The sequence below is a fragment of the Nocardia sp. NPDC127606 genome, from assembly GCF_042671725.1.
Taxonomy (GTDB): Bacteria; Actinomycetota; Actinomycetes; order Mycobacteriales; family Mycobacteriaceae; genus Nocardia.
The window spans coordinates 624477-650740 of sequence record NZ_JBHXWQ010000001.1 but is presented as its reverse complement, the minus strand read 5'-3'; the positions used below and the strand labels follow the sequence as shown (position 1 = coordinate 650740).

The following is a 26264-nucleotide window of genomic DNA, read 5'->3' as shown; positions in this document are numbered from 1 at the left end:
TGAGTCGAAGGTCAAGTCGTCGATCGGTCGGTGCCCGCGGCGACCATCTCCGGGGACCCCGTGCCGAGATTGCGGTACACGTTCGCGACCACCAGCTGGCCGAGGGCGTTGTTGCCGACGCCACCGATCACCGCACCGATACCCGCCGGAATCAGGGTGCCGAACAGCAGCAGTGCACGTTTGACCAGGTAGTTGACGATGAACCGTTTGGCCGGGGAATCGGGCATGCTCGCCAGGCCGGGGATGTGGTCGGTGACGACCGAGAGCCACTGGCCCGTCTTGTGGCCCGCGGTCTCGTCGAGGACCTTGGTACCCGCGTCGCCGAGCACGACCTTCGACACCAGGCGCGCTTGCCGCGAGTCGTCGGGATCGAGGCCGTACGCCGCGGCGGCGCCGACGGACAGCACCGACGACGCCTCGAGGAACACGAGGGTGTCCACACCGGTCGCGGCCAGACCGAGCACTGTGCCCACGCCGGGCACCGCGGCGGTGAGCCCCACCGTGACGCCGCTGGCGGTGACGACCACCAGGTACTGGCGCGACAGCCGCTGCACGATCTCCACCGGCGCGTCCTGCGGGTGCCTGCGGCCCAACCAGTCGACGTAGCGGTGCACCACCGGCGCCTGGGCTTGCGCGACCCTGTCGAGCGCGGGAACGACACGCTTGTCCACGAATTCACGCAGCATGCGGCGACTCTCCTGTCAATACTCGGCTGGCGAGGGATCCGCCACTCACCCTAGCGACTACCCGCGAATCGCCGCGTCACGCGAGACGGCCTCGTCACATCCGTGGGGCCGCGCGGTTGGTCGACCGCTGCGCTGGGTGGAGTGAGCGGCCGGCCCGTCACGGTGCGGTACGGCCCGCAGCGGGTGCGTCGTAGGCTTGAGCATCATGACCAGGAGCGCGCCCGATTCTTGCCCAGGGGTTCTGCGGTTGCATCAAGCTGCCGACGGGCCGTTGGCGCGGATCCGCGTGCCGGGCGGGCGGTTGGCGTCGGCGCAGCTGCAGGCATTGGCCGACGCGGCGCGTGATCTGGGCAACGGGAACCTCGAGCTGACCTCGCGGGGAAACATCCAGCTGCGGCAGGTCCGTGACGCCTCCGAACTCGCGCAACGGCTGGGCGCGGCGGGTCTGCTGCCCAGCGAGACCCACGAGCGGGTGCGCAATATCGTGGCCTCACCGCTGTCGGGGCGAGTCGGCGGGTTCGCGGACGTGCACGGGCTCGCGGTCGACCTCGACGCCGGATTGCGCGGCGATCCGCAGCTGGCGCAGCTGCCGGGGCGCGTGCTGTTCACCCTCGACGACGGGCGCGGTGATGTGAGCACGCTGCACGGTGACATCGGCGTTCAGGCGGTGGGCGCCGACGAGTTCGCACTGCTGCTGGCGGGTGCCGACACCGGGCTTCGGGTCACCGCGGGCGAAGCGGTCGACGTGATGCTCGACGCGGCGCGCGGCTTTCTCGATCTGCGGGGAACCAGCGAGTCGGGGCAGTGGCGGCTGCACGAGATTCCGGGCGGGGTCGAATCGGTGGTCGAGACGCTCGACCGCTCCCCCGCCGGAGAGCCTCTCGAACTCGGTGCGACACACGCTGTTCCGATCGGCTGGCTCGAGCAGGAGGACGGCCTCGTCACGCTCGGCGCCGGGGTACCGCTGGGCACTGTGTCCGCCAGGACGACCGAATTCCTCGCCGCTGTGGAACGGCCCGTCTTCGTCACACCCTGGCGCAGCCTGGTGATCACCGACCTCGACGAGGGGCCCGCCGAAACGGTGGTGCGCGTGCTCGCGCCGATGGGTCTGATCTTCGACGCGAATTCCCCGTGGCTACAGGTCAGCGCCTGCGCCGGACGCCCCGGCTGCGCGAAATCGCGCACCGATGTTCGCGCCGACCTGGCCGCCGCCATCGAATCCGATCGCGTCCTCCCCGAGGCGGCCGGACTCGAGCGGTCGACCACCGCCGCATCAGCCGGTCCCGAGAACGGCACCGCCACCGAGACTTCCGAGCAGCGGCAGCCCACGAAGGAACTCGTACCGGCCGAATCCGTCACCGTGGCGGGTCGCCAGCACTGGTCCGGGTGCGATCGGCGCTGCGGTCGCCCACGCGGTCCCGTGACCGATGTCGTGGCCACCGATCACGGCTATCGCGTCGACACCGACGACGCGACCACCACGTCCTGACCCCACCGCGGCCGAGCGAAACTCGATCGACGGTCGCGGAATCGTTTCGTACCCTTGCCTTCTCACTACGAGGGGGTTCTCATGTCCACACTGCAGGTGACGGCCGAGCGGCTCGTTGTCGTACCACATCCGAATGCCGATCGGCTCGAGCTGGCCCAGGTGGGGCTGTACCGGGCCGTGGTCGCCAAGGGCCAGTTCACGACCGGGGATCACGCAATCTACATTCCGGAACAGTCGGCGCTGCCCGACGAGCTGATCGCCGAGCTCGGCCTGACCGGGAAACTCGCGGGCTCGCTGCGTAATCGGGTGAAGGCGGTCCGGTTGCGTGGTGAGGTGTCGCAGGGCATCGTGTGCACCCCGGCCGCGCTGGACGGAGCGGATCTCGCGGCGGCCGCGTTCGAGCGGACCGACTTCGCCGAGTCGCTGGGGATCGTGAAATGGGTTCCGCCGGTACCGGTCTCGATGTCGGGACAGGTCGAGTCGGCGCCGGATCTGCTGCGGTGGGTCGACGTCGAGAACATCAAGCGGTTTCCCGACATCTTCACCGCCGGGGAGCCGGTGGTGGCGACCGAGAAGATCCACGGCACCGCCTGCCTGCTCACCCATGTGCGTGACGGCGACCGAATTCTGGTGTCGTCCAAGGGCGTCGGTGGTCGGTCGCTGTCGCTGACCGAGGCCGACGGCAACCTGTACTGGCGCGCCATCCGCGCCCACGGGCTCGACGAAGCCGCTCGCAAACTCGCCGCCGCGCTCGACGCGGACCGCATCGGCCTGTTCGGTGAGGTGTACGGCGCGGGCGTGCAGGACCTGCACTACGGCGCGTCCGCCGCGCACGACGAGTCGCTCGGCTTCGGGCTGTTCGACATCGCGGTGGACGCGGGCGCGGCGCCGATCCGCTGGCTCGACCATCACGAGATCAGCGCCCTGCTCGACGATCTCGGCCTCACCGTCTCGCGCGTGCCGGTCCTCTACGAGGGCGCCTACGACGCCGAGTTGCTCATGGAGTTGGCCGAGGGCACCGAAACCGTCAGCGGCGCGGGTGCCAACATCCGTGAGGGCCTGGTGGTGCGGCCTGCCGCCGAACGCCCGTCGCCGATTCTCGGTGGCCGGGCGATCGGCAAGATCGTCTCCGAGGCGTACCTGTTGCGCGACGGCGGCACCGAGTACGAGTGAACCACGAGGCACGGCACCGGCCACCGTCGCGATCGCGCCGCTGATCGCGCAGTGCACGGGCCATCACCCGCTGATAGGCCATCCCGACGCCTCTCCCATCAGGCGGCGCGGCACGAACCCGTAGCGCAAGCCCGTAGCGCAAGCCCGTAGCGCAAGGTCGGCGCTCACATCGCGATCAGACACCCGCACCAGCTGTGCTCGGGTGTGCCATCGGCCCAGTATCCGGGCGGTGGCGGTGCGGTCCGGCTAGCCCACGGTCGTGTCGCGGCGGGTGTGCAGCTCGAGCACGCAGCACTTCACGCCGCCGCCGCCCTTACGCAGTTCGGACAGATCCAGCGGAACGGGGACGAAACCCCGCCCGCGCAGCTGCGCGATGAGGCCGGTGGCGCCGGGGTCGAGGAAGACGTGTTCGCCGTCGCTGAGTCCGTTCAAGCCGAAGCAGAGCGCGTCGTTGTCGTCGGCGAGGATCGCGTCGGGATACAGGGTGGTCAGCACTTCGCGAGCGGCGGGGCTGAACGCGGCCGGGTAGTAGGCAACGGTGGTGTCGTCGAGGACCATCAGCGCGGTGTCGAGGTGATAGAAGCGCGGGTCGACCAGCTCGAGCGACACCACCGGCACGTCGAAGTACCGTTCCACCTCCGCGTGCGCGGACAGCGAACAGCGGAACCCGACACCGGCCAGAATCCGCTGCCCGGCGAACGCGAAATCGCCCTCCCCCTCGTTGGTTTCGGCCGCGGCGGCCAGCTCACGCAGTTCCCGTGCGGCGAACCACTGATGGAACGCGGGCCCCTCGGCGGCGCGTTCGGGGTGGGCGAACCGGGCGGAGAGCGCGTGTCCACCGATCACGATGCCGCTGTTGGCGGCGAAGACCATATCCGGCAGACCGGGTTCGCCGGGCACCGTTTCCACGGTGTGCCCGTGTGCTTCCAGGGTCGCGCGCAGGATCTCCCACTGGGCGAGCGCACGCGCCCGGTCGACCGGGGCGGCCGGATCCATCCACGGGTTGATCGCGTAGGTGACCTCGAAATGGTCGGGGCGGCACAACACATAGCGGCGCGGGGAGGCGGTCCGCGCGGGTGCCGATACACGAAGAGGGCTAGCGGCGGTCATCAGGACTCCTGGTGGCTGCGCGGACGGTTTCACCGACCGTAATCGCCGCTCCATTGCGCGCGGAACACCGATTCGTTGTGCATTTCAATGTAAGAATGGGCAATCATTGCGTGACGAAGCGAAGGAGCGACGTGGACGATATCGATCGGCGCATTCTCGCGGAGCTGCTCGTCCACGCCCGTGCCTCGTTCCAGGAGATCGGTTCGGTGGTCGGGCTGTCCGCGCCCGCGGTGAAGCGGCGGGTGGACAAGATGGTCGCCAGCGGGCAGATCACCGGGTTCACCGCGCAGGTCAACCCGGCCGCGCTGGGCTGGAAAACCGAGGCGTACGTCGAGGTCTACTACCGCGACAACATCTCCCCGGCCGAGCTGCGCCGCACCCTCGAACCGATTCCGCAGGTCGTCGGAGTGTGGACGATCGCGGGCGAGGCCGACGCGCTCGTGCACGTGATGGCCACCGACATGGCCGAGATCGAGGTGACAGTCGAACGGATCAGGGAGAACGCGCGCGTCGGGCGCACCCGCAGCTCGCTGGTGATGTCGCGCATTCTCGAACGCCCCCGCACCTGAGCCGCCGGACGCCACGTCAGACCCAGGTTCTAGGGTTGTCGCCATGTCCGACGTGCGTGCCAGCTACCTCACCGACGGGGCCGAGATCTATCGGCGCTCGTTCGCGACGATCCGCGACGAGGCGGATCTCGCCGGTTTCCCCGCCGATGTGGAACGGGTGGCGGTGCGGATGATCCACGGCTGCGGGCAGGTCGACCTGGCCCCCGACATCGCCTTCTCCCCCGGTGTGGTCGCCGCCGCGCGCGCCGCGCTGCACGCAGGCAAGCCGATCATCTGCGATGCCAATATGGTCGCCTCGGGGGTGACCCGCAAGCGACTGCCCGCCGACAACGCGGTGCTGTGCAACCTCACCGACCCGCGCGTGCCCGAACTCGCCGCGCGACTGGGCAATACGCGCTCGGTGGCGGCACTGGAGCTGCTGCGCGACCAGTTCGACGGCGCGGTGGTGGCCATCGGCAACGCACCGACCGCGCTGTTCCACCTGCTCGACATGCTCGATGCCGGTGCGCCGCGACCCGCGGCGATCATCGGCATCCCGGTCGGGTTCATCGGTGCCGCCGAATCCAAGCAGGCGCTGATCGACTTCGGCGGAATCGAGTATCTGACCGTCCGCGGCAGGCGCGGCGGCAGCGCGATCACCGCGTCGGCACTGAATGCGATTGCGAGCGAACAGGAGTGAGCGAGATCAGCACCGGCAAACTGTGGGGCATCGGCCTCGGTCCCGGCGATCCGGAACTGGTGACGGTGAAAGCCGCGCGGCTCATCGCCGAAGCCGATGTGGTCGCGTTCCACAGCGCCAAGCACGGCCGCAGCATCTCCCGCGCCATCGCGGAGCCATATCTGCGCGCGGGGCAGATCGAGGAGCACCTCGTCTACCCGGTGACCGTGGAGACCACCGATCATCCCGGTGGATACCAGGGCGCGATCGACGAGTTCTACGAACAGGCGGCCGCGCGGCTGGCCACCCACCTGGCCGCGGGGCGCACCGTCGCGCTGCTCGCCGCCGGTGATCCGCTGTTCTACTCCTCCTACATGCACATGCACCGGCGGCTGGCCGATCGATTCGACGCCGAGATCGTCCCCGGCATCACCTCGGTGAGCGCGGCCTCCGCGGCCCTGGGGACTCCCCTGGTAGAGGGTGAGCAGGTACTCACGGTGCTGCCCGGCACCATGCCCGTGGAGGAGCTGACCGAGCGCCTGCGCGAGACCGACGCCGCCGCGATCATGAAACTGGGACGCACGTTTCCCGGTGTGCGCCGGGCACTCGCCGATTCCGGTCGACTGAACGACGCCTACTACGTCGAACGCGCGAGCAGCACCCGTCAGCGGGTGCTCGCCGCGGCCGATGTCGACGAGGCGGACGTGCCGTACTTCTCGATCACCCTGGTGCCCGGTCCGACCCCCACCACACCGATCCCCGCTCGCGGCGCCGCGGGCTCCGCGGCGACCCCGACGCACTCGGCGCCCGCTGTCGGCGACAGCGCGCCGCACGCCGCGAGCGGTGCCGAATCGGTGGAACTGCCGGGCGAAGTCGTCGTCGTCGGTCTCGGCCCCGGTGATGCGGACTGGACCACCCCGCAGGTCACCGCCGCGCTGGCCGAGGCGACGGACCTCGTCGGCTACACCACCTACATCGACCGCGTCCCCGAGCGGGCCGGTCAGCGACGGCACGCCAGCGACAACAAGGTCGAATCCGAGCGCGCCGCGATGGCACTGGACCTGGCCAAGCGGGGCGCGCGCGTCGCGGTGGTGTCCTCGGGCGATCCGGGCGTTTTCGCGATGGCGGCCGCCGTCCTCGAGGTGTCGGCCGAACCGCAGTTCAAGGACGTCCCGGTGCGGGTGCTGCCCGGGCTGACCGCCGCCAACGCGGTGGCGAGCCGGGTCGGCGCGCCGCTCGGGCACGACTACGCGATGATCTCGCTGTCCGATCGGCTCAAGCCGTGGGATGTCGTCGCACAACGCCTTTCGGCGGTCGCGGCGGCCGACATGGCCATCGCGATCTACAACCCGGCCTCCTCGCAGCGCCGCTGGCAGGTCGGCGCCATGCGCGAGGTCCTGCTCGAGCACCGCCCGCCGCACACGCCGGTGGTGCTCGGCCGCGATGTCGGCGGACCGACCGAATCCGTCCGGGTGATCACGCTCGGCGAGCTCGATCCCGACGAGGTCGACATGCGCACCCTGCTGATCATCGGATCCTCGACCACCACCACCTTCGACACGCCGGAAGGCACCCGCGTTTTTACTTCGCGTAGGTACGGGTCGGTAGCGAGCCGGTAGTCCGCGCCGGACAGTCCACAAACCGCACGGTCGGTACCCCGCATCACCCGCGCCGAGCGGGCGCCGAATCCGCACCGCGGGTGACCCCGGCGACCCCCGCGGCCGACCGGAACCTGCGCGGTCCTCGGCAAGCCGCGCGGCCGGCGAGGCCCGGCGACACTCCCGTGCGATGGCACACTTGTTCCGCGGGCATGCCCGCAGGCACAACAGCGTGACAGCTCGTTTCCTGGTTCGATTCCCCAACGCGTCCCACGAGGACGATGAAAGGATTCACCACGATGAGAGTTCAGCACCACGCACAGCACACTCTCGGTACCCGATTACGACGCGGTGTGACGGTCGGCCTGATAGCCGCCGCCATGGCGGTTCCCCTCGCGGGGATCGCGTCGGCCCAGCCGCCGGCGCCGCCCGCGCCCACGGCACCGGACGCGCCCGCGGCGCCCGCCGCACCGATCGCCCCTGCCGCGCCCGAGCTGCCCGGCTTGCCGGGTCTGCCCGGCCTGCCCGGGGCACCTCTCGCCGAGAGCGCCACCAGCATCACGCTGACGGTGAACGGCTTGGACGGCGACCCCATCCCGGTCAGCATCGACAGCACGGCCACGGTCAAGGATCTCAAGGGCCTGATTCAGGAACAGACCGGTGTTCCGGCGGCCGAGCAGCAGCTCATCACCGAGAGCGAGGTCAAGCTCGAGGACTCCAAAACGCTGGCGTCCTACGAACTGGCCGACGGTGACGTCGTGAATCTCGCGTTGGCCTGAGCCTGACGGGTCGATCACCGCGGCGGTGGCGCTCAGCGTGTGAGCGTCACCGCCGCACCCCGGTCCGGCGAACGCGCCGCAACACCGGCACTATTGGTGGACCGCGCACCCAGGCGTAACATTCCACTTAGGAATGTAGTTCGAAGGGAGTTGACCGTTGACCGACACCGCGACTCGACGCCGCCCACTGAACTCCACCGCGGCCTCGCTACTCGGGTTCCTGCACGAGGGCCCGAAGTCGGGCTGGGATCTCGCCACGCAGGCCCAGCAACGCATCGGCGACTTCTGGACCATCACGCAGAGCCAGGTCTATCGCGAACTGTCCACGATGGACGCCGCGGGTCTGGTGACCAAGGGCGAACGCGGCGCCAGGGAGCGCACGCCGTACCGGATCACCGATTTCGGGCGCGAGGCCTTCGCCGAGTGGATCGGGCGCGATCCCGGCGCCGAGACCATCCGCGTGCCACTGCTGCTCACACTGTCCTTCGGCGAGCACCTGGATCCCGCGCACCGCGATCGGATCATCGCCGCCAACAAGAACATTCATCAGGATCGTCTCGACCGCTACCTCGACGAAGACGAGACCGCCCTGGCACCCCACCAGCGCGCGACCCTCGAATTCGGCATCGCCTACGAGCGCGCGGTCCTGCACTGGTTCGACCAGCTGCCGACGATCTTCACGCCGCCGACCCCGCGCTGACAGCGTTCGGCCCCACCCGGTTCAGCGCACTCGATGCGGCGCGGACTCGCGCAACCACTCGACAGCGTCGCCGACCTCGGGCACAGTCACCGCACCCGCGGGCAGCGGTGGCCGGTCGATCATGATCACCGGCAGACCCGCGGTACGGGCGGCGAAGATCTTCGCCTCGGTCTGCTCACCGCCGCTGTTCTTGGTGACCAGCACGTCGATGCGATGACGCGACATCAACACCAGTTCTTCATCGAAGGTGAACGGCCCGCGCGCCAGCAACAGTTTGGAGCGCGGCGGCAGCGGGACCTCGGGCGCGTCGATGGAGCGGATGACGAAGCCGTGCCCCGTGCAGCCGACGAACGCGCCGACGCCCTGGCGCCCGATGGTCAGCAGGACTTGTTCGTCACGCGCGGTCAGGGCCGCGGCCGCCGCAGCGAGATCGGGAACCCTGGTCCACAGGTCGCCGCGTCGCTGCACCCACTCCGGGCGGCGCAGATGCAGCGCGGGGATGTCCAGATCGGCCGCGGCAGTGGCCGCGTGCGTACTCACCTTCGCGGCGAAGGGATGGGTCGCATCCACGACAGCGTCGATCGCGTTCTCCCGTAGCCAGGTTCGGAGGCCCTCGACGCCACCGAACCCACCGACACGGACCGCACCGACCGGCAGCCGCGGATTGGCGACTCGACCGGCAAGGGAGGACACGATGTCGAGTCCACGCTCGCTGGAGGCTCTGCGCGCCAACTCCCTGGCTTCACCGGTGCCACCGAGGATCAGAACTCTCAGGACAGCCCTCCGCAATCATCGGCATCGCCATCGAACTTCGAGTACTTCATGTAACTCTCCATCGTGGAAAACGAACCGGGGGGATTACCCGGAACGGCAACGACCCTACCCCCGGGCCGTGGGTTCTACACGTTCGGTCCCGAAACTTTTACGGCGCGCGGACCCTGCGGGAACGGATTCACCGTGATCTGCGCGTGATCTGATCGTGATCGGGACTAGGGTTCCCCACTCCGGCGACCAGCGGGTTTTCGGACAATCCACTGAGCGACCGGCAAGTGCGGTCGCCAGGCCGTGAAGCCGCCGAGCGGTTCCCCTCGATAGATCTGAAATTTGCGCAGGGTTCCACCGAACCTCGCAGACCAGTCGAGCAGCAGCGCTTCCGATTCCGCGGTGACCGCGTTGGCGACCAGCCGGCCGCCGGGGCGCAGGCGCTGCCAGCACTGCTCGAACATGCCGTCCTGAGTGAGGCCGCCGCCGAGAAATACGGCGTCCGGCGCCGAGATCTTTTCCTCGGCTAACTCTGAGCGCACCTCACCGCGGATCGTTATTCCCGGCACCCCGAGGGCGGTGGTATTGGTCGCGATTTGTTCTCGGCGGGCGGGCAGCCGTTCGAACGTGACGGCGCGGCACAGCGGATGGGTGCGGCACCATTCGATGGCGATACTGCCCGAGCCGCCGCCGATATCCCACAGCATTTCCCCCGGTGCGGGGGCGAGCGCGGTGACGGTGAGGGCGCGAACCTCGGCTTTGGTGAGCTGGCCGTCGCCCGCGAAGGCGGTGTCGGCCAGGCCGGGCAATCGGGTGTCGCGGCGCGTATCGGGATCGGCGCGGCAGTCGATGGCGACGATGTTGAGCGGGTCGCCGGGCGGGTGCGACCAGGTGGCGGCGGAGCCGGTGCACCGGTGTTCGGCGGGGCCGCCGAGTTGCTCGAGGACCGTCAGCGAGGAGGCGCCGAATCCCTTGTCGCGCAGCATTTCCGCGATCCGGCTCGGCGTCGTCTCGTCCTCGCTGAGGACGAGAATCCGCCGACCTTCGGACAATTCGGGCAAGACGGTGGGCAATGGCCGGGCAACCACACTCACCACCGGGGTTTCGGCCAGCGGCCACCCGAGCCGGGCGCACGCCAGTGACGCCGAGGACGGCTGCGGGAACACGCGCAGCGCCGCCGGGCCGAACCGGCGCGCCAGGGTGACGCCGATGCCGTAGAACATGGGATCACCGCTGGCCAGGACGCCGACGCGTCGACCGGCGTTGCGCCCGAACAACTCCGCCAGGGCGGGCAGCAGCGGCGTCGGCCACGGCACCCGTTCGATATCGCTCGCCGGGAGCAGCGCCAGTTGGCGCGAGGAGCCGAAGACCACGTCGCAATCCCCGATCGCCCGACGGACGTTCTCCCCCAGGCCGGACCAACCGTCGGCCCCGATTCCGGCCACCACGATCGGGTGGCCGGTCCAGTCCGTCACCGCGTCGCCGGACGCGGTCACCGTGGCATCCGACGCCAGACGGATTGCGGGAGCAGGCGCATCACGAAGAAGGCAAGGGCAAGGCGGCCGGGGATGGCGACCCGGGTGGCGCCCTTGCCGAGGCTGCGGACCACGGCGTCGGCGACCTGGTCGGGGGTACTGGCCATGGGAGCGGGGTCCATGCCGGTGGTCATGCGGCCGATCACGAAGCCCGAGCGCACCAGCAACAGCTGCACGCCGGTGCCGTGCAGGGCGTCACCGAGGCCGCTGGCGAAGCCGTCCAGGCCCGCTTTGGCCGAACCGTAGACATAGTTCGCCCGACGCACGCGCACGCCCGCGATGGAGCTGAAGACGACGATCTGGCCGGAACCCTGCGCCCGCATGACGGTCGCCAGGGTGGTGAGGACACTGACCTGGGCGACGAAATCGGTGTGCACGACGGCGACGGCGTGCGCCGGGTCGTGTTCGGCACGATCCTGATCGCCGAGGACACCGAAGGCGAGCACCGCTGTCGCGATGCCGCCGTGCTCGGCGGCGAGCTTCTCCAGCAGCGGCGCGTGCGTGGCGGTCTCGTCGGCGTCGAATTCCACGGTGTGCACGGCGGTGGCGCCCGCCGCGCGCACCTGCTCGACCTCGGCCGCCAACGCGTCGGCGCGGCGAGCGGCCAGGATCACCACCCGTCCGGGTGCCAGCCTGCGCGCCACTTCGAGGCCGATCTCACTGCGCCCACCCAGGACCAGCACCGGCCCGTCGATCTGCTGCATTCCCATAGCGCCAGTCTGTCATCCGGCCGGTCCGGCCGGTCCCGGCCTGCCCCTGTTCCGGGCACGGCGCAAACCCGCGCAGCCGCGCGCCGGCCGGCCCGGCTACCGTTTCGGGCATGCCGACCGCCACCGCACAGCTGTCCCCCGCTGCCCTCGAGTTCGTCACCGAGCGGCATCTGGCCACCCTCACCACGCTGCGCGCCGACGGCACCCCGCACGTGGTCGCCGTGGGATTCACCTGGGATCCGGAGAGCGGAATCGCTCGCGTGATCACCGACGGCGCGTCGGTGAAGGCACACAATGCCGGACGTGGCGGCTACGCGGCGGTGAGCCAGGTCGAGGGGCCGCGCTGGCTGACCCTCGAAGGACCGGCGACGGTGCTCGACGACAGCGCCGACGTCGCCGAGGCCGTGCGCCGCTACACCGAGCGCTACCGGGTGCCCCGCGAGAATCCGACGCGGGTGGTCGTCGCGATCCAGGTGCGCCGGGTGCTGTCGTCGGGCACCCTCAAATAGCGGCGGCCGAAAACTACTCGGCGCAGCGCGGGCGCTTGCCGCTACCGACCTCGGTCCGTAGCCGAACCGCTTACAGCACCGTCAGGCCGTGCGGCCGGTTGTTCATCGACTCCACACCGTTGTCGGTGACGACCACGATGTCTTCGATCCGCGCGCCCCATTCGCCGCGCAAGTAGATTCCCGGCTCGATACTGAACGCCATGCCCGATTGGAGAACCAGGTCGTTGCCCGCCACGATGTAGGGCTCCTCGTGCACCGACAGGCCGATGCCGTGGCCGGTGCGGTGGATGAAGGCGTCGCCGAGGCCCGCGTCGGCGAGCACGGTGCGGGCGGCGGCATCGATGGATTCCGCGCTCACCCCCGGTCGCACCGCCGCCACCGCGGCGGCCTGGGCGGCCTCGAGGACCGCCACCTGTTCGACGATCTCCGGGCTCGGGGTGCCGAGCACATAGGTGCGGGTCGAGTCCGAGTAGTAGCCGGGTTCGACGGGGCCACCGATATCGATGACGACCACATCGCCCTGCTCGATGACGCGGTCGGAGACCTCGTGGTGCGGATCGGCGCCGTGCGGGCCACTGCCGACGATGACGAACGCCGCCTCGGTATGACCTTCCTCGACGATCGCGGCGGTGATATCGGCGCTCACCTCGGCCTCGGTGCGACCGGCCCGCAGGAATTCGCCCATCCGCGCGTGCACGCGGTCGATGGCCGCGCCCGCCCGGCGCAGCGCGTCGATCTCGGCCTCGTCCTTGATCATTCGCGACTCGCGCAGCACCGGCGTCGCCGAGGCGGGCAGACCGGTGGTCGATTCCGCGAGCGGGATCAGGTGCAGTGCGGGCATGGCGTCGGCGACCGCGATGCGGGAACCGGCGTGCAGGATCGAGCGAACCAGCTGGTACGGATCGACACCGTCGACCCAGTCGAGCACCTGCAGGCCGAGTTCGCCCGCCGCGGAATCGGCGAGGGAGGCCAGCTCGAGTTTCGGGATGACCACCGAGGGCGTCGATCCGTCGGCCGGGATCACCAGGCAGGTGAGCCGCTCGAAGGATTCCGCGGCCGAACCGATCAGGTACCGCAGGTCGGGGCCCGGCGTGATCAGCAGGGCGTCCAGATGCGCCGCGCGCATCAACTCGACCGCCCGCTCCAGCCGCTGACCGTAGACCTTCGCCGCGAACCTGGCATCCGTGTGCGCGCTCATAGGATCCGACGTTACCCGCCCCGCGCCGAGGGCAGCCACCGAAGCCCATCGGCACGGCCGCGGCCACGGTGTCGGTGGTTCGGGGCACAATCACCGGGTGACCGCTGACGAGAGCACCCGTGGACCCCTGTTGATCCTCGACGGCGCCAGCCTCTGGTTCCGCGCCTACTACGCCATTCCCGACAAGCTCAGGGGCGCGGACGGCCGCTCGGTGAACGCGCTGCGCGGCTTCACCGACATGGTGGCCTCGCTGGTCACCAAACATCGCCCGAGCAGGCTCGTGGTCGGGCTCGACCTCGATTGGCGGCCCCCGTTCCGGGTGGCGCTGGTGCCCTCGTACAAAGCGCACCGACTCGACACCAGCACCAGCGCGGCGCCCGGCGCGGAAGAAGTGCCCGACACGCTCACCCCGCAGGTCGAGATGATCCTCGAGGTGCTCGAGGCGGCGGGCATCGCCACCGGCGGCGCGGAAGGCCTCGAGGCCGACGATGTGCTCGGCACCCTCGCGAGCCGGGAACGCACCGACCCGGTCGTCGTCGTCAGCGGCGACCGCGACCTGCTGCAGCTGGTGCGCGACGAGCCCGCCCCACCGGTCCGCGTGCTCTACGTCGGTCGCGGTCTGGCCAAGGCCGAACTGTTCGGCCCCGCGGAGCTCTCGGCGAAATACGGTGTGCCCGAACAGAACGCGGGACCGGCCTACGCCGACATGGCGACCCTGCGCGGCGACGCCTCCGACGGCCTGCCCGGTGTGGCGGGCATCGGCGACAAGTCCGCCGCCCAGCTGATCACGAAGTTCGGCTCGCTCGACGCGCTCATGGACGCTGTCGCTGATCCCGGTTCCGATATCGCCAAGGGTGTGCGCGCGAAACTCGTTGCCGCGCAGGACTATCTGAAGGTCGCCGCACCGGTCGTGCGGGTGGTCCGCGACGCCGAGGTGATCCTGTCGCGGCCGGATGTCCTGCCCGCCACCCCCACCGACCCCGACCGGCTGCTCGCGCTGGCCACCGCGTACAACGCCGAGAGCCCGATCACCCGCCTCGTCACCGCACTGACCGCGGCACACGCCGGCTGACCGGGACGAACGACACCGGGCCGCCCGCAGACTGCGCGGACGGCCCGGAAAACGTCGTGCGAGCGCCTAGTTGGGGCGGCCGACCTCGTAGGTGCCGTCTTCCTTGGTGATCTTGACGGTGACCTTCTTCGCCTCGCCACTGACCTTCAGGTCGCAGGTGAAGGTCGCGTCGACCTCCACCGCCTGACCGGAGGGGCAGCTGACATCGGAGACGTCGGCGATGCCGTAGGAGTCCTTCAGCACGCGCGAGACACCGTCCTGCACGGCCGCGTTGTCGAGTTCGTCCGAGGACAACACGACCAGGAGCAGGCCGATCACGGCGGCGACCACGAGCACGCCCGCGGCGATGAGACCGATGATCAGGCCCTTGCTCTTACCACCGGAAGACGGCTGCTGTCCCCACTGCTGTTGCGGAGCGGGCTGCTGCCCCCACTGCTGCTGCGGCGCGGGCTGACCCCACTGCTGCTGCGCGTTGGCGGCCTGGTTGTTCCAGTCCTGCGGCGGCGGCTGGGTCTGGCCCCACTGCTGCTGCGGCCCGGTCGGCTGCTGCGGCACGCCACCCTGCTGCGGCTGCTGGCCCCACGGCTGCTGCGGTTGCTGGGGCTGCTGTCCCCACGGCTGCTGCGGCTGCTGGGCGTTCGGATCATTCCACTGCTGGGTGGGCTGGGCGCCCTGTTGTGGCGGCTGCTGCGCGCCACCCCAGTGCTGGGTGGGACCGGCGCCACCGGCCCCCTGCTGACCCCCCCAGTGCTGGGTGGGATCGTTGTTCCCCTCCCCGGGGTTGTTCGGTCCGTAAGGGCCGCTCATCCACTCGCCTCCACTCGCATCATTAGTCCATACGGTAGCCCCCCGCGCCGGGCCTGCCGCATTCGCACGACATCCGCCTCACGGTCGGTACGCGAAGAAATCAAATCACAGACGCCCCGACTACGCGGCGTCCACCGCGACGACACCCCGCCGTACGGCACGCACCGCCTTGGCGGCGGTGGACGCGATCTCGGGGTCGTCGGCGGTGTTGTGGATCTGATCGAGCAGGTCGATCACCTGCCTGCACCACCGCACGAAATCGCCCGCCGACATCGTCGTCCCCTGGTCGCCGCTGGCCAGCAACGCCTCGGCCAACGCGTCGCCGCGCGCCCATTTGTAGACCCCGGTGACAAACCCCAGATCGGGTTCGCGAGTGGGCGGAAGTTTGTGTCGCGCCTCGTCGGAGCGCAGTTCCGACCACACCTCGATGGTGGCCGCGACCGCCCGGCGGATCGGATCGGTCGGTCCCGCCGGCGTCAGCAGACCGGTTTCCTGCCGCGATTCGTAGACCAGCGTCGACACCACCGCGGCGAGTTCGGCCGGGCCGAGTCCGCGCCACAGGCCCTGGCGCAGGGCCTCGGCGACCACGAGATCGCTCTCGGCGTAGATCCGGGCCAGGCGCCTGCCGTCGGCGGTCACCTCACCGTGGGCGACGAACCCGCGTTCCTCGAGCAGCCCGACGATCCGATCGAAAGTGCGCGCCAGCGAATTCGTGGTGGCGGCAACTTTCTGGCGCATCGTCTCGGTCTCGCGGGCGAGGCGCGAATACCGCTCGCCGGTGCGGCTCAGCTGCTCCCGATCGGGACGATTGTGCGCGGGATGGGACCGCAGACTGCGCCGCAGTGTCGAGAGCTGACGATCTTCGCCGCCTCGAACACGATCGTTGCGCTTGCCCCGGCGCGGAGCCGAGATTCCGGTGCCGCGCAACGCCGAGGCCAGGTCGCGGCGGATGCGCGCGGTCCGGTGATCGACCCGACGCGGCAGATCCATGCGCCCGAGCGCTTCGGCGGGCTCCGGAAAATCGGCCGCCGACACCCGACCGGCCCAGTGGTCCTCGGTCAATACCAGTGGACGCGGGTCGCCGGGCGTCTGGTCGGGTTCGAGGATCACCGCGAGCCCGGAACGCTTGCCCACGGGGATGGACACCACGTCGCCACGACGCAACCCGATCAGCGCTTTCACCGCGGCGCCGCGCCGGTCGGCCCGGCCCTGCTGCTGGATATCGCGCTCGCGCTGCTTGATCCGGTCACGCAGCGACAGGTACTCCATGAAATCGCCGTCGACCCCGCCGAGCTGACTCTCCAGCTTGCGCAGCGCGCCCTCGTTGCGTTCGATGCCACGGACGAGCCCCACGACCGACCGGTCGGCCTGGAACTGGGCGAACGACCGCTCGAGCAGGGTTCGGGCCTCCTGGGCGCCCATCCGGTCGATCAGGTTGATCGACATGTTGTAGCCGGGCCGGAACGAGCTGCGCAGCGGATAGGTGCGGGTGGAGGCGAGGCCGGCCACCGCACTGGTGTCGACCTCGGGCTGCCACAGCACCACCGCGTGGCCCTCGACGTCGATACCGCGCCTGCCCGCGCGGCCGGTGAGCTGGGTGTACTCGCCGGGGGTGAGCTCGGCATGGGTCTCGCCGTTGAACTTCACCAGCCGCTCGAGGACCACCGTGCGGGCGGGCATGTTGATGCCCAGTGCCAGAGTCTCGGTGGCGAACACCGCGCGCACCAGACCCTTGACGAACAGTTCCTCGACGGTGTGCCGGAACGCGGGCAGCATGCCGGCGTGGTGGGCGGCCAGGCCGCGCTGCAGCGCCTCGCGCCACTCCCAGTAACCGAGCACCTCCAGATCACCCTTGGGCAGGTCACCGGTGTGCTTCTCGATGATCTCGTCGATCTGCGCGGCCTCGCCCGGACGACTCAGATCGAGGCGGGCCCGCAGGCACTGGGCCAGCGCGCCGTCGCAGCCCGCCCGGCTGAAGATGAACGTGATCGCGGGGAGCAGGTTTTCCTCGTCGAGACGCGCCAGGACATCCGGTCGCGGCAACGGGCGGAAGTTGCCGCCGCGCCCACCACGTCCGCGCGGACCGCCGTACCCGTGCATCCGGTCGGCGCTCTCGCGCTGGCGGATGAACCGCACGAGATCTTCGTCGACCACGACCTTGCGGTCGCTGGACTTGGTGTCGAACAGGTCGAACATCCGCCGGCCGACCATCACGTGCTGCCACAGCGGCACCGGCCTGGTCTCGTCGACCACCACCGCGGTGTCGCCGCGCACGGTTTCCATCCAGGCGCCGAACTCCTCGGCGTTGGACACCGTCGCCGACAGGCTCACCAGCCGCACGTCCGGCGGCAGGTGCAGGATCACTTCCTCCCACACCGCGCCGCGGAACCGGTCGGCCAGGTAGTGCACCTCGTCCATCACCACATAGGACAGGCCGTGCAGCGAGTCCGAGGACGCGTAGAGCATGTTGCGCAGCACCTCGGTGGTCATCACGACCACCGGCGCGCCGGGGTTGATCGACTGGTCACCGGTGAGCAGGCCGACGCTGTCGCGGCCGTGGCGGGCGGTGAGATCGGCGAACTTCTGATTCGACAGCGCCTTGATCGGCGTGGTGTAGAAGCACTTTCCGCCCGAGGCGAGCGCCATGTGCACGGCGAACTCACCGACGATCGTCTTGCCCGCACCGGTCGGTGCGCACACGAGCACGCTGTGCCCGTCTTCCAACGCCGCGCACGCGGTGCTCTGGAAGGGGTCCAGATCGAACGAGATTTCACCGGCGAATTTCGCCAGTTCGCTGGGCAGCCCCGGAGTGTCGGTCACCCCTCAGAGCGTATCGGAGTAGTCCGACACCGGGCGCGCGGTTTTCTCCGGCTCGCTCACCGGATCGGCGGACGCCACCGGCTCGGGGGTCTCCAGCGGAGAGGCCTGTTCGTCGTCGAGCGTGCCCCAGCCCGCCTTCGCCTCCAGGCGGGCCTTGCGCGCGTCACTGAACCGCGCGAACTGCACGGCGAACTCGAACAGCACGGTCAGCGCGATCGCCAGCGCCAGCATCGAGAACGGGTCCTGCGGTGTGACGATCGCGGCGAAGACGAACAGGCCGAAGATCATCCCGCGCCGCCACGCCTTGAGCTTGGTATAGGGCAGCACCCCGACCAGGTTCAGCCCGATGATGATCAACGGCGTCTCGAAACTGACGCCGAAGATGATCAGCAACTGGATGATGAAACCGAAGTACTGATTGCCGCTGAGCGCGGTGATCTGGACGTTGTCGCCGATGGTCATCAGGAACGACAACGCGTGTGAGACCACCACATACGCCAGCACGGCGCCCGTCACGAACAGCACCGAGCCGGTCACCACGAACCCGACCGCGAGCTTGCGTTCCTTCGCGTACAAGCCCGGGGTGATGAACGCCCACAGCTGATACAGCCAGAACGGCGTCGCGATCACCACACCTGCGGTGAACCCGACCTTCAATCGGAGCATGAACTGGTCGAAGGGTCCGGTGGCGAGCAATCGGCAGGCGCCGTCAGGAGTCAGGCTGGCCCGCGCCGATGCGGGCAACGCGCAGTAGGGGCCACGCAGGATCTCGCCCAGGCTCTCCATCCCGAACAGGGTGTGCGCGTACCAGAAGAAGCCGATCAGGGTGGTCACCGCGATCGCGGCCAGTGCCAGCAGCAGCCGGGTGCGCAGTTCCTGCAGGTGCTCGACCAACGACATGGTGCCGTCGGGATTCGTCCTGCGCTTGGTGCGCCGGGGATCGAACGGAATGCGCATAGTGGGTGGTGGCCTCTAACCCTCGGTTCGGCGGATGCTCGGCGACAACTTCTGACGAGACAGCACTTCGCCCCGGAGCGGTGACTACCACTCCGGGGTGATGGCCGAGGTCAGAGGGTTTTGTGGCCCTGCTGCGGTTCGACGATCGGGGTCTGCGCCTGCGTCGCCGACGCGGACAGCTGCTGCTGCGGCGCGGGGGTGGCCGCGGTGGCCGCCGGTGCGTCGGACGCCGACGACTCGGCCTGCATCTGCCCGACCTCGCTCTTGAAGATGCGCAGCGAGCGGCCGAGACCGCGTGCCGCGTCGGGAAGCCGCTTCGCGCCGAAGAGCAGAACGAACAGCAACGCGATGATCAGCAGGTGCGTCCAGCTGAACGTGCCCATTATCAGATACCTCCAAAGACTGTGGTGATTACCGATGCTACCTGTGTTCGGACCGTGGTGGACGCCGAGCCGCAGCGGTGTTCGCCACGCGTTCAATCCGCGACAGCGGCCGCCGCCCCGGTCAGCTCGGCGAACAGCCGGCTTCCGGTGAACCGGGCGGTGTCGCCGGACTCGGCGATCCTGATCAGCTCCGTCAGCCGCCGGTTGACCGGCGTCGGGTGCCCGACCATGTCGCCGAGGCGCACGATTTCCCCGCACAACCACGCGATTTCGGTACGCCGACCGAGCGCGAGGTCATCGGCCATCGACGAGCGGGCGAGCGGATCGATGGCGAGCACCCGCCCGAACACCCGCCGGAAGACCGCGTCGGGAACACGCAGCAGATGCACCATCAACTCGGGCGGCACGGGGGTGAGCTGCGCGGGCCGAATTCGCGCAGTGTTCATCACGGCGAGGGCTTCGGATTGGGTCAGCGCGAGGCAGCGGCGGTAGTCACGCTCGGCGAGTTCCTCACGCAGCGGCCTGCCCGACAGCGCGTTGATCGGGTTGTTCAGATTGAGCAGCAGTTTCGCCCATTGCACCGGACGCAGGTCGCGGTGACGGCGCAGCGGCAGGCCGGCCGCGCGGAAACGGTCGGCGAAGCGGTCGACGACCGGGTCGTCCTGGATCGCGAGGTCACCGTCGCTGGCGCGGTGGAAACACCCGCGACCGCTGTGCACCACGTTGAACATCACCATCCCGGCCAGGGCGATGCTGGTCGGCAGGATCTCTCTGATCACACTGGCGTTGCCGATGCCGTTCTGCAGGCTCACGACCGGCGTGCCGGGGCGTAATCGGCCCGCGACGGCACGGACCGCGGCGGCGGTGTCGGCCGATTTCACGGTCACCAGGACCAGGTCGGCCAACTCCGGTTCGTCGGGTTCGAGCGCGAGGCCGAACCGGTCGGGCGTCACCTCGGTCGAGCCGCCGTCCAGATCGGTCAGGCGCAGGCCGTGTTCGGCGATGTCGTCGAGGATCCGCTGACGGCCGACGAAGATCACTTCCATGCCCGCGGCGGCCAGGTGACCGCCGATGAAAACCCCGACACTGCCCGCACCGAGGACCAGTACTCGCTGACTCACGCGGGTTCGGTCTCCCCCACCAGTCCGGCGGCCGCGTAGGCGGCCAGGGCGGCGTCGGCGCGCGTGCGCACCGCGGCCACCAACTGGGGCGGCCCGAGCACGGTGACGCCGGTGCCGAAGCCGAGCAGCAGTCGAGCCATCCAGTCCGGCGAGGCGAAGCGCATGCCCGCCTCGATGCTGCCGTCGGCGCGCGATTCGATGCGGTGCATGGGGTACTGGTCGAGCACCCACACGTAGTCGGCGCGGATCCGCAGCCGGGCCAGCGGCACGTCGGGGTCGTCCTGGAACAGGTCGAGTGCCGCGGCGTCGTTGGCGGCGTGGCTCGGCGCGCGGGCGGGTTCGTCGAGTTCGGTGGCGTCCTCGATCCGATCGAACCGGAACAGGCGAACGCCCTCTGCCTGCCTGCACCAGGCCTGCAGGTAGCTGTTGTTGTCGACCAGCACCACCCGAATCGGGTCGACGATGCGTTCGGACACCTCGTCGCGGCTGGCGGAGTAGTAGACCAGGCGCAGGGCTCGCGCGTCGGCGAGCGCGGCGCGCACGGTCGCGACCACCGGCTTCTCGACGGGGACATCGACCGGTTTGCCGGTGACGACGGCGTCGGTGCTGGCGATCGCCGATTCGATCTTGGCGATGGCGGCGTGCGCGGCGGTCGGGTCGACCATGCCGGGCATCTCCACGATCGAGCGCAGCGCCACCAGCAGCGCGGTGGCCTCGGTGGAGGTCAGCCGTAGCGGCCGTTCGATGCCGGCCGAGAAGGTGACCTCGATGCTCTCCTCGGAGAACGACAGGTCGATCAGATCGCCGGGACCGTAGCCCGGTAATCCGCACATCCACAGCTGGTTGAGGTCGCTCATCAGCTGTTTGGTGGTGACACCCAGTTCGGCGGCGGCCTCGGCCGCGCTGATACCCGGGTGCGCGAGTAAGTACGGCACCATGTTCAGCAGGCGCGAAAGGCGTAGGGACAGACGCGAACTCACGACGTGACCTCCGTGTGGTCGAGTACCGACCGTAGCCGGTTCATCACGTCGGCGCGCAGTTCCGGTGGTTCCAGGACGAGAACGTCGGGACCGAGGCCGGTGATCAGCCGGGCCACCCAGTCGCGGGAGCGGACCGGCACCTCGAGCACCGAGCCGGGGCGTCCGCCCAGGTCACGGGTGTCGACTTCGGTGCCGATGCGGCGCAATTCGCGACCGCGCCCCTTGGCGACCCACACGGTGGCCGACCCGGTGACGGGAGCGTCGCCGGTGACCCGGTCGACGATCGCGCGCAGATCGGTGTGCGCGGGCTTGTGGACCGCGTCGACCGGACCGTACGGCCGCACCTGTCCACCGATCCGCGACAGCCGGAACGTGCGAACGGCATCGCGTTCACGGTCGTGCCCGACCAGGTACCAGCGACCGTGCCGGGTCACCACGCCCCACGGTTCGACATCGCGGGTCACGAACGGGTCGGTGACCGCGCTGTGGTGGCCGAATCGCACCGCCTGCCCCGCGTCGATCGCCGCGAGGAGTTCCCGCAACACCGGCTCCGACCCTCGGGTGCGTGCGGGCACCGCGGGCACCGACACCCCGACGTTGTCGGTCTCGACGGTGACCCCGGCCGCGCGCAGCTTCAACAGCGCGCCCTCGGCCGCGCCCGCCAATTCCGGTGAGGCCCACATCTGCACCGCGACGGCGACCGCCGCGGCTTCCTCGCTGGACAGGTCGATATCGGGCAGCTCGTAGGCGTCCCGGTTGATCCGGTACCCCTCGAGTGTCGAGAACCGTCCCACCGGACCGACTTCCAAGGGAATGCCCAGATCGCGCAATTCGTTCTTGTCGCGCTCGAACATCCGGCTGAACGCCTCGTCGGTCGCGGAGTCCTCGTAACCGGCCACGCTGGCGCGAATACGTTCCGCGCTCAGGAACTGCCTGGTCGACAGCAGCGCGATGACCAGATTCATCAGCCGCTCGACCTTGGATATCGCCACTCGATAGAGGGTAATGGTCGCGCCCGCACCCCCGCGCGTCGGCGCACACTTGGGCCACGCCCCCGGGGACCATGGACCCACCCGTCGAAAGGATCACGATGCTCGTCGCCTTCTCCGTTGCTCCCAGCGGTTCCGCCCACCACGACGGCTCGGTCGGCGAAGCGGTCGCCGCGGCCATCCGGGTGGTCCGCGCTTCCGGCCTGCCGAACCGCACCGACGCGATGTTCACCACCATCGAGGGTGAATGGGACGAGGTGATGGCGGTGATCAAGGCCGCCACCGACGCCGTCCTCGTCACTGCGCCCCGGTGCAGCCTGGTCCTCAAGGCCGACATCCGCCCCGGCGTCTCCGACGCGCTGAACAGCAAGGTCGACACGGTCGAGCGCTACCTCGCCGACGGATAGCCGGCGCACACGGATGCGAGAATGCGAGGGTGGAACTCCGTCCGGCATGCCGTGCCGCGGGCATCGGCGTGGTGTCGATCAGCGAGCACATCGGTCCAGCTCGGGCACATCGGGCTGTCCCCACCTTGTCGGCTCGACTCGTTGTCGGTCTCGGGGCTCCGCTCCAGATCGACTACGACGGACAGACCCTGCGCACACAGGCGGTCGTGGCCGGATTGATGCGGCCGGGGGTCGCGACGCCGGTCACCACCCTGCTGCCGCGGCAGCCGACGGCGTATGTGGAGTTGTCACCGGCGGCATTGCGCCGCCTGATCGGCATGCCGCTGAGTGAGGTGGACGCGGGCGGGGTGATCGCCGACGCCGTACTGCCGTGGGTGAACTCGCTGTCCGAGGAGTTGGCGGAGCACCCGGCCGGGCGACGCGAAGCGGTCCTGCGGGTCCGGCTCCTCGAACAGCTGTACCGGGCCGGGTACGACACCGCAACCGACCACGCCCTGCGGGCGCTGGACCTGATCAGAGCCGGTAGCGGGACGGTGTCGGTCGACGATCTCGCCGACGACGTGCACCTGAGCGCCCGGCGTTTGCGCGAGCTGATGCGACGCTCGCTGGGGATCACCCCGAAGTTCGCCTCCCGCGTGGCCCGCCTGGAGTGCGCCGTACACCGCGTCGGCACGGGCGCGACGTCCTGGGCCCAGGTGGCAGCCGAGTCGGGCTACCACGACCAGAGCCACCTCGTCCACGAGTTCCGCGACCTCATGAACACCACGCCGACCGACTGGCTCGCGGAAGAGGGCCGAAATCTACAAGCCCGGCAACCCCGCGGTCCACGACCATAGGGACATGAACAGCCAATTGATCCCGAAGCTGCTGGTCTCCGACGCGGACGCCGCGATCACCTTCTACACCCAGGCGCTCGGCGCCGAGGTGAGTCTGCGCGTCGCCGAGGACGCGGTGGTGCAGCACGCCGAACTCACGCTCGGCTCCGTCGTGTTCGCGCTGGCACAGAGTGTCGAGGAGTGGGGGTGGGCCGATCCCGGATCGGCGGGTGGCTCGCCCGTGCTGCTCGTGCTCACCGTCGCCGACCCCGACGCGACAGCGCAGCGGATGGCGCAGCTCGGCGCCGAGGTCGTGATCCCCGTCGACAACCGTCCCTACGGCAAGCGGCAAGGCAGGGTGAAGGACCCTTTCGGGCACCTCTGGGTCCTCAGCGGCGAACTGCGATAGGTCACCGAACCCGCCGTGGCGAGTGCGGGATGCGCTCGCCACCCCCGGATCTCACAGCATGCAGCGGGCGATGGAGTCGGCCACACACGCTGGGCGGTCGGCGTTTTCGAGCTCGACGGTGACGTGCCGGTGGACTTGGACGCCGCCGGGAACCTCGGTGACCTCGGTGAGCGTGAGGTGAGCGCGAATACGGCTGTCGACCGGGACGGGGGTGAGGAAGCGGACTCGGTCGAGGCCGTAGTTGATGCCCGCCTTCGCCGCGCTGACGGTCATGATCTGCTGGGTCATCGGCACGATCAGCGACAGGGTGAGGAAGCCGTGGGCGATGGTGGTGCCGTAGGGGCCCGCGGCGGCGCGTTCGGCGTCGACGTGGATCCACTGGTGGTCGTCGGTGGCCTCGGCGAACAGGTCGATGCGCCGCTGGTCGACGGTGATCCAGTCGCTGGGGCCGAGTTCTGTACCGACCGCCGCCCGCAGGGCGTCGAAATCAGCGAAATCCGTGGTCATGCCGCTCCTCCGAAACGTTGGCGCAGTGCGCGTTTGAGAACTTTATGGGTGGGGCCGAGGGGTAGCTCGGTGACGAACTCGACGCGGCGCGGGTACTTGTACTTCGCCACCTGCTGCTTGGCGAAGTCGATCACTTCCCGCTCGGTCAGCGCACCCTCGGGCACAACGACCGCCACGATCTCCTCACCGTAGTGCGGGTCGGGCACCCCGATCACCGCCACCTGCGCGATCCGCGGGTGCCGCATCAGGGCGGCTTCGACTTCGGTCGGATACACGTTGAACCCGCCGCGCAGGATCATCTCCTTGATCCGGTCCACGATGCGCACCCGGCCGGTGTCGTCCCTCGTGCCGAGGTCACCGGTCCGGAACCAGCCGTCCACCACGGCCGCGGCGGTCGCCTCCGGCCTGCCGGTGTAGCCGCTGAACACGTTGTGCCCGCGCACCACCACCTCGCCCACGTCGCCGACGGGCAGCAGTTCGATGCGGTCGGTGATCGCGGGATCGGCGATCTCCACGTCGACGCCCCACACCGGATGTCCGACGGTGCCCGCCTCGGTGCCGAAGCACGGCTGGTTCACCGCCGCGGTCGGCGAGGTCTCCGACAGGCCGTAGCCCTCGAGCACCGGCGCGTGGAAGATCCGCTCGAATTCCTCGAGCACGGCGACGGGCAGGGCGGCGCCACCACTGATGCACAGTTTCAGCGCGGGCAGTACCGGCGCCGAGCCCGCCGCCTCGATCAGCGACAGATACATGGTGGGCACGCCGTGGAACAAGTTGACCCGCTCGGCCGCCATCAGCGACACCGCCGCGGCCGCATCGAATCTCGGCATCAGCACCAGGGTGCCGCCGACCCGCCAGTGCGAATTCATCGACACCGTCTGCCCGAAGACGTGGAACAGCGGCAGCGCGCCGAGAGCGATGTCGTCGCGGTGGATCTCGTTGGCGTCGAAGGTGTTCACCGTCGCGCACATCACCATGTTGAGATGGCTGAGCTCGGCGCCCTTGGGCGTGCCGGTGGTGCCGCTGGTGTAGAAGACGACCGCCGTATCCAGCGGACCACGCGAGACGAAGTTCGAGATCGGCGCGCCGACAAGCTCTTCGGGCGCCACGACATCGATGCCCACGTTCCTCGCCGCTTCGGTCCCCGTCGCCGCGACCAACGGATGACAGATCAGCAGCGAGGCGCCGCTGTCGCGCAGCACATACTCCATCTCCGGCGCGGTGAGCAGCAGATGGACGGGCACCACCGTCGCGCCCGCGGCGAGGATGGCGAAGTAGGCGCGCGGGAAGTCGGCGGTGTTGGGACACAACAGCGCTACCCGGTCACCCGGTCGCACACCGCGCGCGATCAGGGCGCTCGCCTGTTCGCGCGCTTCGCGCCACAACTCGTCGAAGGTGATGCGGTGCTCGCCCTCGATCAGCGCAAGGTGATTCGGTCGGCGGCGGGCGGGTTCGGCGAGAATGCTCGCCAGGGAAAGTGTGGCGTTCACGGGTGGTTCCTTACGACAACGTTGGCGGAGA

The 26264-nt window shown here is 69.5% G+C and carries 27 protein-coding genes; 12 read left to right on the top strand and 15 right to left on the bottom strand.

Features of this window, described 5'->3' with window-relative positions; translation table 11 throughout:
* Positions 1-11: 11 nt before the first annotated feature.
* Entirely contained in the window at positions 12-686 is a 675-nt protein-coding gene (locus ACFVJ5_RS03050; RefSeq protein WP_379218228.1) for a hypothetical protein, read from the bottom strand.
* Positions 687-891: 205 nt separating this feature from the next.
* Between ACFVJ5_RS03050 and cobG the strand changes: the two genes are divergently transcribed.
* The gene (gene cobG / locus ACFVJ5_RS03045; protein WP_379218227.1) at positions 892-2175 is read left to right on the top strand and encodes a precorrin-3B synthase; all 1284 of its coding nucleotides are present in this window, start codon (positions 892-894) and stop codon (positions 2173-2175) included.
* A gap of 81 nt (positions 2176-2256) precedes the next feature.
* Positions 2257-3348 (top strand): RNA ligase (ATP), encoded by a 1092-nt coding sequence (locus ACFVJ5_RS03040; protein WP_379218226.1) that lies wholly within the window; start codon positions 2257-2259, stop codon positions 3346-3348.
* Positions 3349-3594: 246 nt separating this feature from the next.
* On the opposite strand, the gene ddaH is transcribed toward ACFVJ5_RS03040, so the two are convergent.
* A complete protein-coding gene (gene ddaH, locus ACFVJ5_RS03035; RefSeq protein WP_379218225.1) occupies positions 3595-4458 on the bottom strand; it encodes a dimethylargininase in 864 nt (287 codons plus the stop codon).
* Positions 4459-4553: 95 nt separating this feature from the next.
* Between ddaH and ACFVJ5_RS03030 the strand changes: the two genes are divergently transcribed.
* The 5 genes from ACFVJ5_RS03030 to ACFVJ5_RS03010 all read left to right on the top strand — a co-directional run bounded on the left by ACFVJ5_RS03030 (position 4554) and on the right by ACFVJ5_RS03010 (position 8762).
* Entirely contained in the window at positions 4554-5027 is a 474-nt protein-coding gene (locus tag ACFVJ5_RS03030) for an Lrp/AsnC family transcriptional regulator (protein ID WP_378627501.1), read from the top strand.
* Positions 5028-5070: 43 nt separating this feature from the next.
* The gene (locus tag ACFVJ5_RS03025; RefSeq protein WP_379218224.1) at positions 5071-5706 is read left to right on the top strand and encodes a precorrin-8X methylmutase; all 636 of its coding nucleotides are present in this window, start codon (positions 5071-5073) and stop codon (positions 5704-5706) included.
* Positions 5707-5711: 5 nt separating this feature from the next.
* A complete protein-coding gene (gene cobJ, locus ACFVJ5_RS03020) occupies positions 5712-7304 on the top strand; it encodes a precorrin-3B C(17)-methyltransferase (RefSeq protein WP_379219755.1) in 1593 nt (530 codons plus the stop codon).
* A 278-nt stretch (positions 7305-7582) separates the two neighbouring features.
* On the top strand, positions 7583-8062 hold the full coding sequence (locus ACFVJ5_RS03015; protein ID WP_379218223.1) for a ubiquitin-like domain-containing protein: 480 nt from the start codon (positions 7583-7585) through the stop codon (positions 8060-8062).
* 157 nt (positions 8063-8219) lie between these two features.
* Complete coding sequence (locus ACFVJ5_RS03010; protein WP_379218222.1) at positions 8220-8762, top strand: PadR family transcriptional regulator; 543 nt, start codon at positions 8220-8222, stop codon at positions 8760-8762.
* A 21-nt stretch (positions 8763-8783) separates the two neighbouring features.
* Here ACFVJ5_RS03010 and ACFVJ5_RS03005 read toward each other — a convergent pair whose 3' ends face one another.
* The 3 genes from ACFVJ5_RS03005 to ACFVJ5_RS02995 form a co-directional block, all read right to left on the bottom strand.
* Positions 8784-9536 carry a cobalt-precorrin-6A reductase gene (locus ACFVJ5_RS03005; protein WP_379219754.1) on the bottom strand — a complete coding sequence of 251 codons (753 nt, stop codon included), beginning with the start codon at positions 9534-9536 and terminating at the stop codon, positions 8784-8786.
* Positions 9537-9751: 215 nt separating this feature from the next.
* Complete coding sequence (gene cbiE, locus ACFVJ5_RS03000) at positions 9752-11020, bottom strand: precorrin-6y C5,15-methyltransferase (decarboxylating) subunit CbiE (protein WP_379218221.1); 1269 nt, start codon at positions 11018-11020, stop codon at positions 9752-9754.
* Positions 11017-11769 carry an SDR family NAD(P)-dependent oxidoreductase gene (locus tag ACFVJ5_RS02995; protein ID WP_379218220.1) on the bottom strand — a complete coding sequence of 251 codons (753 nt, stop codon included), beginning with the start codon at positions 11767-11769 and terminating at the stop codon, positions 11017-11019. The genes cbiE and ACFVJ5_RS02995 overlap by 4 nt, the downstream gene beginning before the upstream one ends.
* 110 nt (positions 11770-11879) lie before the next feature.
* Between ACFVJ5_RS02995 and ACFVJ5_RS02990 the strand changes: the two genes are divergently transcribed.
* Entirely contained in the window at positions 11880-12278 is a 399-nt protein-coding gene (locus ACFVJ5_RS02990) for a TIGR03618 family F420-dependent PPOX class oxidoreductase (RefSeq protein WP_379218219.1), read from the top strand.
* A gap of 70 nt (positions 12279-12348) precedes the next feature.
* On the opposite strand, the gene ACFVJ5_RS02985 is transcribed toward ACFVJ5_RS02990, so the two are convergent.
* Positions 12349-13476 carry a M24 family metallopeptidase gene (locus tag ACFVJ5_RS02985; RefSeq protein ID WP_379218218.1) on the bottom strand — a complete coding sequence of 376 codons (1128 nt, stop codon included), beginning with the start codon at positions 13474-13476 and terminating at the stop codon, positions 12349-12351.
* A gap of 97 nt (positions 13477-13573) precedes the next feature.
* Between ACFVJ5_RS02985 and ACFVJ5_RS02980 the strand changes: the two genes are divergently transcribed.
* A complete protein-coding gene (locus tag ACFVJ5_RS02980; protein ID WP_379218217.1) occupies positions 13574-14548 on the top strand; it encodes a 5'-3' exonuclease H3TH domain-containing protein in 975 nt (324 codons plus the stop codon).
* Positions 14549-14614: 66 nt separating this feature from the next.
* Here the strand turns inward: ACFVJ5_RS02980 and ACFVJ5_RS02975 are convergent, their stop codons facing one another.
* From ACFVJ5_RS02975 to ACFVJ5_RS02945, 7 genes are all read right to left on the bottom strand, one after another.
* The gene (locus ACFVJ5_RS02975; protein ID WP_379218216.1) at positions 14615-15355 is read right to left on the bottom strand and encodes a DUF4333 domain-containing protein; all 741 of its coding nucleotides are present in this window, start codon (positions 15353-15355) and stop codon (positions 14615-14617) included.
* 120 nt (positions 15356-15475) lie between these two features.
* Positions 15476-18175: a DEAD/DEAH box helicase gene (locus ACFVJ5_RS02970; RefSeq protein ID WP_379218215.1), complete on the bottom strand. Its 2700-nt coding sequence runs from the start codon at positions 18173-18175 to the stop codon at positions 15476-15478.
* A gap of 3 nt (positions 18176-18178) precedes the next feature.
* Positions 18179-19132, bottom strand: coding sequence for a twin-arginine translocase subunit TatC (gene tatC, locus ACFVJ5_RS02965; protein WP_379218214.1), 954 nt, complete (start codon positions 19130-19132; stop codon positions 18179-18181).
* Between the two features lie 110 nt (positions 19133-19242).
* Positions 19243-19515 (bottom strand): Sec-independent protein translocase subunit TatA, encoded by a 273-nt coding sequence (gene tatA / locus ACFVJ5_RS02960; protein ID WP_379218213.1) that lies wholly within the window; start codon positions 19513-19515, stop codon positions 19243-19245.
* A 92-nt stretch (positions 19516-19607) separates the two neighbouring features.
* A complete protein-coding gene (locus ACFVJ5_RS02955) occupies positions 19608-20636 on the bottom strand; it encodes a 2-dehydropantoate 2-reductase (RefSeq protein ID WP_379218212.1) in 1029 nt (342 codons plus the stop codon).
* Complete coding sequence (locus ACFVJ5_RS02950; protein ID WP_379218211.1) at positions 20633-21616, bottom strand: helix-turn-helix transcriptional regulator; 984 nt, start codon at positions 21614-21616, stop codon at positions 20633-20635. The genes ACFVJ5_RS02955 and ACFVJ5_RS02950 overlap by 4 nt, the downstream gene beginning before the upstream one ends.
* Positions 21613-22608 carry a helix-turn-helix transcriptional regulator gene (locus ACFVJ5_RS02945; protein WP_379218210.1) on the bottom strand — a complete coding sequence of 332 codons (996 nt, stop codon included), beginning with the start codon at positions 22606-22608 and terminating at the stop codon, positions 21613-21615. The genes ACFVJ5_RS02950 and ACFVJ5_RS02945 overlap by 4 nt, the downstream gene beginning before the upstream one ends.
* Positions 22609-22706: 98 nt before the next feature.
* Between ACFVJ5_RS02945 and ACFVJ5_RS02940 the strand changes: the two genes are divergently transcribed.
* From ACFVJ5_RS02940 to ACFVJ5_RS02930, 3 genes are read left to right on the top strand one after another with little or no spacing between them, the layout of a single operon-like run.
* The gene (locus tag ACFVJ5_RS02940) at positions 22707-23012 is read left to right on the top strand and encodes an MTH1187 family thiamine-binding protein (RefSeq protein WP_379218209.1); all 306 of its coding nucleotides are present in this window, start codon (positions 22707-22709) and stop codon (positions 23010-23012) included.
* A gap of 29 nt (positions 23013-23041) precedes the next feature.
* A complete protein-coding gene (locus ACFVJ5_RS02935) occupies positions 23042-23848 on the top strand; it encodes a helix-turn-helix domain-containing protein (protein WP_379218208.1) in 807 nt (268 codons plus the stop codon).
* Positions 23849-23852: 4 nt separating this feature from the next.
* Positions 23853-24236, top strand: coding sequence for a VOC family protein (locus ACFVJ5_RS02930; RefSeq protein WP_379218207.1), 384 nt, complete (start codon positions 23853-23855; stop codon positions 24234-24236).
* A gap of 51 nt (positions 24237-24287) precedes the next feature.
* On the opposite strand, the gene ACFVJ5_RS02925 is transcribed toward ACFVJ5_RS02930, so the two are convergent.
* Positions 24288-24743 carry a MaoC family dehydratase gene (locus ACFVJ5_RS02925; protein WP_379218206.1) on the bottom strand — a complete coding sequence of 152 codons (456 nt, stop codon included), beginning with the start codon at positions 24741-24743 and terminating at the stop codon, positions 24288-24290.
* Positions 24740-26233, bottom strand: coding sequence for a long-chain fatty acid--CoA ligase (locus tag ACFVJ5_RS02920; RefSeq protein ID WP_379218205.1), 1494 nt, complete (start codon positions 26231-26233; stop codon positions 24740-24742). Before ACFVJ5_RS02920 ends, ACFVJ5_RS02925 begins: the two co-directional genes overlap by 4 nt.
* Positions 26234-26264: the final 31 nt, after the last annotated feature.